This window comes from uncultured Tateyamaria sp. (genome assembly GCF_947503385.1).
GTDB lineage: Bacteria > Pseudomonadota > Alphaproteobacteria > Rhodobacterales > Rhodobacteraceae > Tateyamaria.
Genome location: NZ_CANNDO010000010.1, coordinates 88,223 through 98,444 on the forward strand (window position 1 = coordinate 88,223; position 10,222 = coordinate 98,444).

16 protein-coding genes are annotated in these 10,222 nt (G+C 60.5%); 2 read left to right on the forward strand and 14 right to left on the reverse strand.

Annotated elements, in window-relative coordinates:
* Positions 1 to 4 precede the first annotated feature (4 nt).
* The 4 genes from Q1A85_RS21130 to Q1A85_RS21145 all read right to left on the reverse strand — a co-directional run bounded on the left by Q1A85_RS21130 (position 5) and on the right by Q1A85_RS21145 (position 3,025).
* Positions 5 to 532, reverse strand: a complete 528-nt coding sequence (locus Q1A85_RS21130) for a TRAP transporter small permease (RefSeq protein WP_299694459.1) — start codon at positions 530 to 532, stop codon at positions 5 to 7.
* A gap of 75 nt (positions 533 to 607) precedes the next feature.
* Entirely contained in the window at positions 608 to 1,588 is a 981-nt protein-coding gene (locus Q1A85_RS21135; RefSeq protein WP_299694462.1) for a TRAP transporter substrate-binding protein, read from the reverse strand.
* Between the two features lie 213 nt (positions 1,589 to 1,801).
* Complete coding sequence (locus tag Q1A85_RS21140) at positions 1,802 to 2,314, reverse strand: redoxin domain-containing protein (protein WP_299694465.1); 513 nt, start codon at positions 2,312 to 2,314, stop codon at positions 1,802 to 1,804.
* Positions 2,315 to 2,332: 18 nt separating this feature from the next.
* Entirely contained in the window at positions 2,333 to 3,025 is a 693-nt protein-coding gene (locus Q1A85_RS21145; RefSeq protein ID WP_299694468.1) for a GntR family transcriptional regulator, read from the reverse strand.
* Between the two features lie 214 nt (positions 3,026 to 3,239).
* On the opposite strand from Q1A85_RS21145, the gene Q1A85_RS21150 reads away from it, so the two are divergent.
* Both Q1A85_RS21150 and Q1A85_RS21155 read left to right on the forward strand, forming a co-directional pair.
* A complete protein-coding gene (locus Q1A85_RS21150; protein WP_299694471.1) occupies positions 3,240 to 3,983 on the forward strand; it encodes an SDR family oxidoreductase in 744 nt (247 codons plus the stop codon).
* A 19-nt stretch (positions 3,984 to 4,002) separates the two neighbouring features.
* Positions 4,003 to 4,314 (forward strand): cupin domain-containing protein, encoded by a 312-nt coding sequence (locus tag Q1A85_RS21155; RefSeq protein ID WP_299694475.1) that lies wholly within the window; start codon positions 4,003 to 4,005, stop codon positions 4,312 to 4,314.
* A 46-nt stretch (positions 4,315 to 4,360) separates the two neighbouring features.
* On the opposite strand, the gene Q1A85_RS21160 is transcribed toward Q1A85_RS21155, so the two are convergent.
* The 10 genes from Q1A85_RS21160 to Q1A85_RS21205 form a co-directional block, all read right to left on the reverse strand.
* Positions 4,361 to 5,380, reverse strand: a complete 1,020-nt coding sequence (locus tag Q1A85_RS21160) for an AI-2E family transporter (RefSeq protein ID WP_299694478.1) — start codon at positions 5,378 to 5,380, stop codon at positions 4,361 to 4,363.
* A 7-nt stretch (positions 5,381 to 5,387) separates the two neighbouring features.
* Positions 5,388 to 6,152: a hypothetical protein gene (locus Q1A85_RS21165; protein WP_299694481.1), complete on the reverse strand. Its 765-nt coding sequence runs from the start codon at positions 6,150 to 6,152 to the stop codon at positions 5,388 to 5,390.
* Complete coding sequence (locus Q1A85_RS21170; protein WP_299694483.1) at positions 6,145 to 6,540, reverse strand: phage holin family protein; 396 nt, start codon at positions 6,538 to 6,540, stop codon at positions 6,145 to 6,147. Before Q1A85_RS21170 ends, Q1A85_RS21165 begins: the two co-directional genes overlap by 8 nt.
* On the reverse strand, positions 6,527 to 7,015 hold the full coding sequence (locus tag Q1A85_RS21175) for a hypothetical protein (protein WP_299694486.1): 489 nt from the start codon (positions 7,013 to 7,015) through the stop codon (positions 6,527 to 6,529). Before Q1A85_RS21175 ends, Q1A85_RS21170 begins: the two co-directional genes overlap by 14 nt.
* Positions 7,016 to 7,074: 59 nt before the next feature.
* Positions 7,075 to 7,347 (reverse strand): hypothetical protein, encoded by a 273-nt coding sequence (locus tag Q1A85_RS21180; protein WP_299694489.1) that lies wholly within the window; start codon positions 7,345 to 7,347, stop codon positions 7,075 to 7,077.
* 36 nt (positions 7,348 to 7,383) lie between these two features.
* Positions 7,384 to 7,545, reverse strand: coding sequence for a DUF1328 domain-containing protein (locus Q1A85_RS21185; protein WP_299694492.1), 162 nt, complete (start codon positions 7,543 to 7,545; stop codon positions 7,384 to 7,386).
* Between the two features lie 232 nt (positions 7,546 to 7,777).
* Positions 7,778 to 8,254 (reverse strand): PRC-barrel domain-containing protein, encoded by a 477-nt coding sequence (locus Q1A85_RS21190; RefSeq protein ID WP_299694495.1) that lies wholly within the window; start codon positions 8,252 to 8,254, stop codon positions 7,778 to 7,780.
* A 241-nt stretch (positions 8,255 to 8,495) separates the two neighbouring features.
* Positions 8,496 to 8,897: a DUF4112 domain-containing protein gene (locus Q1A85_RS21195; protein WP_299694497.1), complete on the reverse strand. Its 402-nt coding sequence runs from the start codon at positions 8,895 to 8,897 to the stop codon at positions 8,496 to 8,498.
* Complete coding sequence (locus Q1A85_RS21200; RefSeq protein ID WP_299694500.1) at positions 8,894 to 9,838, reverse strand: YihY/virulence factor BrkB family protein; 945 nt, start codon at positions 9,836 to 9,838, stop codon at positions 8,894 to 8,896. Before Q1A85_RS21200 ends, Q1A85_RS21195 begins: the two co-directional genes overlap by 4 nt.
* Before the next feature lie 195 nt (positions 9,839 to 10,033).
* Positions 10,034 to 10,222 (reverse strand): hypothetical protein (locus Q1A85_RS21205; RefSeq protein ID WP_299694503.1); only part of this gene is annotated, 189 nt, incomplete at its 5' end.

A 10,222-nucleotide genomic window follows, 5' to 3' on the forward strand; every position in this document is an offset into this window, starting at 1 on the left:
GATCCTATTCGATGCTGTCGGTGCGGTCATCCACACCAAGGAAAAGGCGGACGAGGTGGCCCAGTGAAAAAAGCAGAATCAGGCCGCCCCCTACGGTCAGCGGCAGGGACCGCAACCCCTCGGGCACTTGGATCAAGGGGATCAGTGAGCCCCATTTGAACACGGTCAGTTGCCAGCCATACCACAGCATCAGCCCGCCAAACCCGGCCATGGCCACGTCCGAAACAAGGACAAGAGCGGACCGGACCCGCTTGGGAACGGAACTGCGCACGATAGAGACCGATAGATGCGTGTGCTCATGCACGCCAACAGCAGCGCCGAGAAATGCGATAAGCATAACAAGCAACAGGGCCACCTGTTCCACCCATGTGGGCGTCGCGTTCAGCACGTAACGGCCAAAGACCAGCCAACCAAAGATCACCGTCAGCACCACAAGGGCAATGCCGGTCACGACCTTGCAGAGCAGCGCAATGCCATCCAGCACGGCCGACATGCGCTGCAAGTGTTGCGGGCTGTGGGTTGCATCACTCATGCGTGGTTCCCCGGATAAAGGCACCCGGCTCCGACGCTGCGGAACCGGGCTGTCAAAGCATAGCGTGGTTTCAGGTTATTCCGTGGCTTGGATCAGTTCGACCAAGGACCGCAGGCCCGGGTTCGTCTCGAAATAGGCTTCGTAGACGGGACCCATCGCGTCTTGGAACGGTGCCTTGTCGGCAATTTCGTTCACGATCACACCCCCGGCTTCCACGGCTTCACGGCTTGCCGCTTCGCGGGCGGCCCAAAGCTCCCGCTGGAGGGTGGCCGATTCCTGCGCCGCTTCGGTCACGGCGGCCTGCATGTCCGCCGACAGGGCGTTGAACGCATCCGTGTTCACGCAGATGCATTCGGGAATGATCAGGTGCTGTGACAGCGAATAATAGCCCGCCACCTCGTAATGCCCGGTCGACTCGTAAGAAGGCCAGTTGTTTTCAGCGCCGTCCACAACGCCGGTTTTCAGGGCCTGATAGACTTCGGCAAAGGCCATAGGAGAGGGGTTGCCGCCCAGTTGTGCTATCATGCCGGTGAACAGATCGTTGTTCATCACCCGGACTTTCATGCCTTGGACATCGGCGGGCGTGTTGATTGCCTTGTCACCGTTATAAAACGACCGCGCGCCCGCGTCGTACCACGCCAGCGGCGTCAGGCCCTTGGCGGCCATGCCTTCGGCGATGGCGGCGCCGCCCTCGCTGTCGAGGACACGGAACATATGCGGCACGTCCTTAAAGACAAAGGGCAGGGAGACGACATTCGCCTCTGCTACAATCGGGCCAATCGGGCCGAGGTTGAAATTGCCGATTTCAAGTGCGCCCGCGCGCACCTGCTCGACCGCGTCTGGCTGGCTGCCCAATGTTCCGCCGTGGAACATTTGCAGGGTCACTTCACCGCCGGTCTTTTCGGCCAGCAATTCGGCGAATTTGTCCATGGCCACAGTGTTTGGATATCCCTCGACGTGGATGTTCCAGCCGCGCCAGTCTGCCGCGTTTGCTGTGACGGCTATAATGGCAAGCGCTGCCGCGCCGACCAATGATTTGGTGATCTTTTCGAACATGGTGTCCTCCCTTGAGATCTGAGCCAACGTCTTGTTGCGCCGTGTCATGCCGCCGTGGCGGGTGTGTCCCGCACGTGCAGACCAAACATGGCGGTTTGGCGTTTTGATGCCCTAGAGGATTACTAGTATACCAGTTTTGTCAACTGTAAAAGTTTTGCCCATGCTCAAGTCCCTGAGGCCAGAGCGCTGCACCGCCTTGGATTGCTTGGGTGGCTAGGCTGTACCGCGCACGGGTCGGTCGTTTTCGATGTTGAATGTCATGCCGTCCAGCAACTCGGCCAGATCGGGGCGCGCAGCGGGACCGTTGGAGATATCGACCAGCATCAGAGTGCCGTCGGGCCGGACGCCAAATGCGCCGGGTTCGGCAAAACGGTCTGAGGTTTCCGCTTCGGACAGGGGGTCAGACACATAAAGCCCAAGCGCCCGCATTTGATCCTCAGTCAAACCGTAGCCAAGGTCGAACTGCCACCCAAACTCCACCTTGTCCGATTGCGCCTTGTCCGCCGTGTCCGCAGAGACAACGAGCACATCCATAACGTCGGTCCACTGACCGAGCATATCGTTCAGCTTCTTCAGAAACCGTTTGCAGCGGGGACAATGCTTGCCGCGATAGACAAACAGCATGGTCCAGCGGTCCGTGGTGCGGCCAATCGTGACGGTGCGGCCATCCAATGTCTGGATGTCGAGCGGGCCGACGGGTTCCCCGACGCGCGGTTTGGCTGTCATGTCGATTGTCCTATGGTGTCAGGTCTCTTCGGGCATGAAGTAGTTGGCATTGCTCTGCGAGATCTGGTTGATGGTCTCGTCAAGCCGCGACAGGTGGTGCACGCCCGCCGCGATTGCCGCGACCGGATTGTGGGTCTGAACGGCTGTGGCGATGGCACGGTGGTCTTCGACCAGTTCCGGCATACGGTCGCCCTTGGAGAGGCTCAGCGTACACAGACGGTCGACTTTCGATTTCTCCGAAAGGATGACGTCGAAGGCAAATTCCGAGCGCGCAATCTGACAGATCAGTTTGTGAAAATCATAGTCCAGCGCGTTAAAGCGGTCGATGTCGCGGTCTTGGACAGATTGTTCCTGCATCTTGAGCGCGGTGTCGAGCTCTGCGGCGTCAGCATCGTCGCAATGCTCGGCCGCGCGCAACAGAACCTCTTTTTCGACGGACAGCCGGACAAAGCGGGATTTGACGATCTCGCGCATCGAAAACCGCTTCACCTCGGTCGCGCGCTGCGGGCGGATCAACAGCAGATCGAGCGTGGCCAGACGGTTGAACGCATCGCGCACCGGTTGCCGTGACACACCGAATTTGGTGGCAATGTCCGCTTCGGAAATCTTGTCTCCGGGCCGCAGGCGCAGGGCTGCGATCTCTTCGTAGAGATAGGCATAGATGTCATCCACGCTTGTGCGCCGCGCACCAATTTGAGTTACCTGTGCCATGTGGCGGCCTCCGTACCGTGTTCGTCTTGTGCAAGGTCTAAAGCGTTTGCGGCGTGACGAACACTCCATTTGCACGCCTGTTGTCTCGGTCGATCCGGACGCTGAACAACACTGATTGACTAGTATACCAGTTTGGGTGAAAAGTGAAACCGAATCTCGGTACGTACCATCCGCGCGCTGCATCACCAGATACGAACGACAAGGGGACCAGACCATGAAACTTGCGGGACATACGGCCATCGTGACCGGAGGCGGGCGCGATATCGGCCTTGCCGCAGCGCTCAAACTCGCGTCCGAGGGTGCGCGCGTGGCCATCAACTATTACTCCAGCAGCGCAGGTGCGGATGCGGCAGTGGAGCAGATCATGGGGCAGGGTGGGCAGGCCTTTGCAATGCAGGGCGATCTGACCCGGCAGGCGGATGTGGATGCGCTGGTGTCCAAAACGGTCGATGCTTTTGGCGGCATCAACATCCTCGTGAACAATGCAGGCGGGTTAATCGCGCGCAAGACGATAGCCGAAATGCCGCTGGATCACTGGAACGCCGTGATGGACCTGAACGTCACAAGCGTGTTCATGATCACCAAGGCGTGCCTTGCGCATATGACATCCGGGGCCATCGTGAACCTCGCAAGTCAGGCGGCGCGTGATGGTGGCGGGGCTGGTGCTGTGGCCTATGCCACCTCCAAGGGGGCGATCACGACCATGACCCGGGGCCTCGCCAAAGAGCTTGGCCCGGACATCCGTGTGAACGCATTGTGCCCCGGCATGATCGACACCGATTTTCACAACATTCACACCGCCGACGCCGCACGGCGTGGGTACGAGGCCGCCGTCCCTGTCAAGCGGCAAGGCTCGGTGCAAGACACCGCCAACCTGATCCTGTTCCTCGCCTGCGACGACTCGGCGTTCATCACGGGCGCAAACATCGACATCAATGGCGGAATGCTGTTTTCCTGATGTACGAAGGGCCATTGAGATGACCGCATTTCCAATTGTCGTGACGGGCGACGGCGTGACCCGGCAGGTTCTGGCGGATCATGCGGACCTGATGGTTGTTGCGTTTCGGTTCGAAGCCGTTGGCGCCATTGGCGCGCTTCACGATCATCCGCATGTGCAATCGACGTATGTGGAATGCGGGCGGTTCCGGTTTACAATCGGGGATGAGGTGCGCGAGGTCGGTCCCGGCGACAGTTTCATCATCCCCACCAAGGTGACCCACGGCTGTGTCTGTCTGGAACCGGGCACCCTGATCGACTGTTTCACCCCGCGCCGGGACGATTTCCTGTGATGCCTCTGCAGTGTCAGCGTGCGGGCTTCAAGTCGCGAATAGCCGATCAGGTTGTCCGCGGCTGACGCGTCCGCCACGAGGCGCGCGCCAGCACATTGGGCTGCATCAGCACGCCAAACCACAGCAGTACCGGCAAAGCGACAATGGCACCCACAGGCCCCCAGAGCCACAGGCCAACCACAATTGCCAGAAACACCGCCAGCGGGCTGAGCCGAAGCCGCTGGCCGACAACAAGTGGTGTCACAAACTGTGCTTCGGTCATGTTAATCAGCAAAAAGGCGAAGGGCGGCAGCAGTGACATCGGACCGGAAAATTGCAGCAAGCCCGCGATGAGCAGACCCCCGATGATGATCATAGGCCCAAGATACAGGATAAAGTTCAAAATGCCCGCGGCCAGCCCCCACAAAGGTGCGTAGTCGACACCGACAGCCATAAGAACAAAGGTTGTGACAACGCCAAGCCCGGTGTTCACCAATGTCACTGCGCCAAAGTAGCGGGCGACAGACCGGTCCGCGCGCTTCAGTTGCGATTCCAGATTGCCCGCAGCGGCATATAGGTCGTCGCGCGTCAGCACGAAGAAAAACAATGTGCCCATGAAAATGAACACCTGTGCCGCAAAATTTGGGGCCAGCCACAGGGCGTCGCTGATTGATGGGATGCTGCTTTGGGGTTCGAGCGCGTCGGCACCGACAGAATTCTCGATCTCTTGGCTGATCGTTTCGATACCGCGCATCAGGTTGGCGGTGATCTCGATCCATTCGGCGGCAGCGTCCTTGAGGCGGGGGAGCTGCTCGGCCAGCATAACAAGCAGGGGGTCCGCGATCATCACAAGCATACCGATGAACGCCGTCGTCAGCAGCAACAGCACCAGCGAGATGATCACACGGGGGATGCCAAAGGCGGTCAGCCGTTCGGCCAACGGTGACACAACCACGCCCAGCACCAAGGCGAACACGATAGGGGCCGCAATCGGCTTGGCGAATTGCAGAGCGGTCGTGACGATGATCACCGTCACGACCAGCAGCATGACCCGTGCCGCGTGTTCGCTCAGCGCTGTGCGCAGCATCTGGCGGTCAGGCCCGCAGCGGCGTGTCGGACGCGCTGCGATTGGTGCTGTCTTGCAGCTTTTCCGAGGCAGCGGCGTGCGCGTTTTGCAACTCTTCCCGAAGGATATCCTGCGCCGACCGCATCATCGCATCGCGATGTGCACCCAGCAGTTCGTCCTCGCGTTGTGTGGAGGGCAACAATGCACCGACCAACGCGCCCAAGCCCACGGCGAGTGCGCCAACGGCAAGCGGTTGGTCGTCCATAAAGGTGCGCGACCGGATGGCCAGTTTGGCGGCCTTGGCTTCCACGCGCTCCTGCGCCTGAAGTGCGGATTTGCGTGCCTTGAGGACGCGCGCACGCGCGGCTGCGGGCAATTTGTCCAGCCCATGATCCATGGCGGCGCGCAATCGCGATGCGGATACTGTTTCGTCGGACATGCCGGTCATCTCCTCTTTTATTGCGGTGTCGGCGGCAGCAACGCGCGCATCAAAGCCCTGCATGGCCTTGGCGGGCGGAACGGCCGTCTCGGGATGCGGCCTGCGTTCAGGCCGCTTGCCTGTTCCGGTGAGAAGCAGGCCAATACCAGCGCCCACCAATGCAAAGGCGGCAGGGTTCTGCCGTGCGGCTTCCCACGTTTGCCGCCCGATTTCGCCGCCATACTCGTGCGCGATCGTGGAAATCTGGGTCGTCGCGCGTTCCGGGTCGGCGGCATCGGTCAGCGCATCCAGCGACTGAGACAGGGCGGCGCGGTCGCGCGCGACCTGTGCTTCGATTGCGTCAAAATCAGGCATTGCTCGCCTCCTTGATGCTGTCGATATCTCGGGACAGGTTTTCGACCGTGCGTGTGGGGTGCAATGCTTCGGCGCTAAGGCGCGTTTTGCCTGCAAATGCGAACCCGGCAGCAATAGCCAAAAGGCCACCGCCCACCAGCGTCGCCGCGAGCCCAAGCGACAGGCCAGCCGCAGCGATATATCCCACCAGCGCAGTGGCAAGGACATTCAACGCAACAAGCGAAACAAGTGCCGCAACGCCAAAAAACACAAGGCCCACGCCAGCGCGCGACAGGTTGCGCGCGATCTCGGCCTTTGCCAGCGCCAGCTCGCCCTGCATGAGCGATGACAGGTGCCGGATCGTTGCAACCAGATGCCCCGGCGCATCGCGCAGATCAGTGCGTTGCATGATCCGCCTCCCTGTTCAGGTGCGACTCGATACCGGTGTCGGTATGCCCTGAGGATGCCCACGGGTCGTCGTGGATGTAGGGGGCGCCGTGCCCCTGCGGATCGCGTGCCTTGAGAAACCGTGTGGCGGCAAAGCCCAGCAGCGCTGCGCCAGCGACGAACAAAACGGGGTTCTCCCGCGCGAATGTGTTGACACTTTGCAACGACGTGCGGACGTCTGTCGTGCGCAGATTGTGCGCAAACCCTTCGATGCGGTCAGCCACATGTTGTACCGCTTCGGCTTGCACACTTCCCGGGTGGAAAGCGCTGGCTGCAGCTTCTGCCGCGTCCGACGTGGTCTGAACCTGCGCTGCTGCGCGGTCGCGGACTGCCTCCACATGCTGATTCACATGGTCTTTCGCAGCGGTTTTGGCTTGTTGGCCAAGATCGGCGGCGGTTTGACGTGCGTGTTGTCCCAGATCCGATGCCTCGGTCATGGCGGAACTCCTTTGTCTGAAAGGTTTTGGCGGGGTGGGCTGCGGCGCAGCCCGAACCGTTATCTGCGCTTGCTCACGGCAAGCCCGATCAGCAGACCGACGCCTGCTGCACCTGCAAGAGCGATGGCAGGGTTCTCGCGAACGAACTTGGTCGACTGGTCAGACAACCGCTTGAACTCGTCGGAGCCATGCGTGACGGCTTTGTCGAATCCGTCCTGCGCCTGCTCAACGATGTCAGCAACTTGCGATGTGGCCGCATCTTTCAGCGATTGTGCGCTGTTGCTGGCCGTGGTGCCGCTGTCGCGGCCATTGGAAGCTGTGGTCGTAGTCATGTCATGTCTCCTTTTGGTCGGTGATCCCGGCGTGCGTTAGCTGCGGATCGCGCGGTAAATGAGGGACAGGACGAACAGGACGACGAACACAAAGAACAAGATTTGTGCGATCCCGGCGGATGCTCCGGCGATCCCGCCAAAGCCGAGCACGGCGGCGATAAGAGCAACGACGAGGAATGTGATGGCCCAACCAAGCATTGGAATTCTCCTTTGATTCAGGGGGCGCCGTCATGTGGCGCGGTCTGACGAAGAAACGCCTGAGCGGGCTGAAAGGTTCCCAAATTTGTTTCAAAACTGCCCGACGCGTTGTCCGGACCCGCTTACAGGGCGGGCGTTGGCGGGCCTTTCGAACCGCAGTGACAATTGGCAGGCGGACAATGAAAAAGGGGCCGCCTGACAGGCGACCCCCGGTGCAAAAAATGTCGACGGATTAGTTCCAGAAACCTTCGTCGATGCCTTCCATCTCTTCGAGCTGCTCCTCGCTCAGACGGGTCACAAACGCATAGCTGGTGTCATCAACTGCGACCAGGTTCACGTCGTCCAGAGGGATCATGACGTGCTTGTCACCGATGTCGAGGAAGCCACCTACTTCGGCCACAATGCCAATCATCTTGCCGGATTGGGACAGGACCACATCTTCGATTTCGCCGATCTCGCTCCAGCTGTCGGCGACGCCGTCATGCATGGGTGCGGCGGACCACGAATCCCACGATGCGTCAGCAGCATTTGTCGTATAGATGGCGCCACCGGTGATGTCGCGGGTGCGGATCAGTTCGGCGCTGTCGGCAGTGTAGGACGCGGGCGTCACGGAAGCCGCTTCATCCTTGGCGCTGGTGTTCATTTCACCGGCAAATGCGCCAGTGGCGGCAAGGGTCAGTGCGGCAGCGGTTGTGGTCAGGCTGTTCATGTTTTTGCTCCTCTGTTATGTGTGAAGTGACAACGTACAAAACGCCGTAAGGTTCCGATTTTAATTGATAACTTCTGCAGAATTAGCGGGGAACCAAAGGGGTGCTCGTCGCGTTTTGGTCTGGCGCTAAGCGATTTTCCGATCCTTCGCACCCACGCTCTTTGTCAGCTTGCGCGTTAAAGAAAGTACGTGCCCCGATCGCGCGGGACGCATAAAAAAACCATTGCAAAGCGGTGCGGTTTCAGGCGGGGTGCGGTGTCTTAACCTGCTCGATGCCCATCTCGCGTTCCAGAAGGGCCAGATTGCGCCGATTGGCTTTGAAGACCAAGTCGAAGGCGTCGCCGATAATGGGAACGCCGCCCAACACAAAGTCAATCGCGCTGTTTACACCCATCCGGGCCAGCACGCGTTTGCGCGCGCCCATCCGCCACCCTTCGGCGATGAAAATGCCTGCGGGAATTACGGTCACAGCATCACCCAAACCGGGGACCAGACCCAAAACGGAATCCCAGCCGAACCGAAGGGACGTTCCGGGGATGCGAAACTTGCTGTCGAGGCCGTCCGCCAGTTGGCGCAATCGCGCGATGCGGCGCGCTTGATCAGCGGCTTTGTTCGTCATGTGATGGGCGTCCCGCTGTGTCATTCTGCTGGGGCCGTGCTGAGTGTGTCGGCCTTGACAGCACCGCGATTGCCCATGGGTCGGTCCGGACCCACAGTGCTGTCGCGGCTTGTTTGCGCCTCAAGCTCAGCGTCAAGCAGGCCGCCCAGAAGGACGATGAACGCCGATAGCCACAACCATGTCAGCAGCACAGTAACGCCGCCCAGCGTCCCGAAAGTTTCATTATAAGTGCCGAAAGATTCCACATACATGCTGAAGCCAAAACTGCCCGCCACCCACAGCACGCACGCCACGCCTGCGCCGGGGGTCAGCCAGCGCCATTTGGCAGAGCGGCGGTCTGGCCCGTAGCGGTACAGGATGGCGATCCCAGCGCCTGCAATCAGCAGAACCACGGGCCAACGGGCGAGCATGATGATATCCGTGAGGAGGGCGGCGCCGAACCACGCCGCAACGGCGGGCAGGGCGGCCACAATCAAAACCGCGAGCAGGCCGCCGATGATGAGACCCAGCGTCAGCACAAGTTTTAGCAACGTCAGGCGGACGAAGCCGCGGGATTCTTTCTCTTCATACACCACGTTGAAGCCGTTGATCAGGCTGGCGACGGCCTTGGACGCGGAATAGAGCGCGAGGGCCAGTGCGAAGGCGGCGGCGAGGCTGAGCGACGTGCTATCGGCTGTCGCGACCTCGCGAATTTGGCCGATAACGATATCCCGCGCGCTTTCCGGTAGAATGTCGGCGAGGGTCTCGGCGTGGGTAGTGATAAGGCTGGGGTCCACCAAAAGACCCGCAATCGCGACCGTCGCCGCGATGCCCGGAAAAAGCGACAGGAGACCGTAAAAGGCCACGCCTGCGGCCAGCAGGCCAATATGGCTCGCGTCCTGCCGTTGATAGACCCGCTGCAGCACGTGCCACCACCCTTTGAGGGGAATGGCGGTTGGGTGTGCGGCTTGGCGTCCGGGGGCCATGATTTTGTCTCCGTCTGATCCGGGTCGAGGAGGCAACGCGGGGGCGGCGGGATTTGTTCCGACCGGGGTGGACCTTGGCTTGAGGATGCGGTGATCCGAGGGTTTTCATGGGCCCCGGAGAAAGACTCTGATGGGGGTGTCCCAGCGTGGGACATCACCCGGCGTTATATGAATCAATAGGTTACAGAGGTGGATTCAGGAAGTGTTAAGGATCGGGCAGCCTGTGGCCAGTTGGGTTTGGCCCGTGACGGGGCCCAGCCCGGAGGTGACTTTGGCGATCACGCCCCGGACAATGGGGACGCGGACAAAGCCGATGGGGTGGATGGCTCCTGCTCCAACCGGCGTCGCAATGCGCCATAGTGCAGGTGTCGATATCTGCTTATG

Bases quoted from the DNA above. Each gene is read 5' to 3' on its own strand.
- Q1A85_RS21130 (WP_299694459.1), bottom strand. From the start codon at position 532: ATGAGTGATGCAACCCACAGCCCGCAACACTTGCAGCGCATGTCGGCC.
- Q1A85_RS21135 (WP_299694462.1), bottom strand. From the start codon at position 1,588: ATGTTCGAAAAGATCACCAAATCATTGGTCGGCGCGGCAGCGCTTGCC.
- Q1A85_RS21140 (WP_299694465.1), bottom strand. From the start codon at position 2,314: ATGACAGCCAAACCGCGCGTCGGGGAACCCGTCGGCCCGCTCGACATC.
- Q1A85_RS21145 (WP_299694468.1), bottom strand. From the start codon at position 3,025: ATGGCACAGGTAACTCAAATTGGTGCGCGGCGCACAAGCGTGGATGAC.
- Q1A85_RS21150 (WP_299694471.1), top strand. From the start codon at position 3,240: ATGAAACTTGCGGGACATACGGCCATCGTGACCGGAGGCGGGCGCGAT.
- Q1A85_RS21155 (WP_299694475.1), top strand. From the start codon at position 4,003: ATGACCGCATTTCCAATTGTCGTGACGGGCGACGGCGTGACCCGGCAG.
- Q1A85_RS21160 (WP_299694478.1), bottom strand. From the start codon at position 5,380: ATGCTGCGCACAGCGCTGAGCGAACACGCGGCACGGGTCATGCTGCTG.
- Q1A85_RS21165 (WP_299694481.1), bottom strand. From the start codon at position 6,152: ATGCCTGATTTTGACGCAATCGAAGCACAGGTCGCGCGCGACCGCGCC.
- Q1A85_RS21170 (WP_299694483.1), bottom strand. From the start codon at position 6,540: ATGCAACGCACTGATCTGCGCGATGCGCCGGGGCATCTGGTTGCAACG.
- Q1A85_RS21175 (WP_299694486.1), bottom strand. From the start codon at position 7,015: ATGACCGAGGCATCGGATCTGGGACAACACGCACGTCAAACCGCCGCC.
- Q1A85_RS21180 (WP_299694489.1), bottom strand. From the start codon at position 7,347: ATGACTACGACCACAGCTTCCAATGGCCGCGACAGCGGCACCACGGCC.
- Q1A85_RS21185 (WP_299694492.1), bottom strand. From the start codon at position 7,545: ATGCTTGGTTGGGCCATCACATTCCTCGTCGTTGCTCTTATCGCCGCC.
- Q1A85_RS21190 (WP_299694495.1), bottom strand. From the start codon at position 8,254: ATGAACAGCCTGACCACAACCGCTGCCGCACTGACCCTTGCCGCCACT.
- Q1A85_RS21195 (WP_299694497.1), bottom strand. From the start codon at position 8,897: ATGACACAGCGGGACGCCCATCACATGACGAACAAAGCCGCTGATCAA.
- Q1A85_RS21200 (WP_299694500.1), bottom strand. From the start codon at position 9,838: ATGGCCCCCGGACGCCAAGCCGCACACCCAACCGCCATTCCCCTCAAA.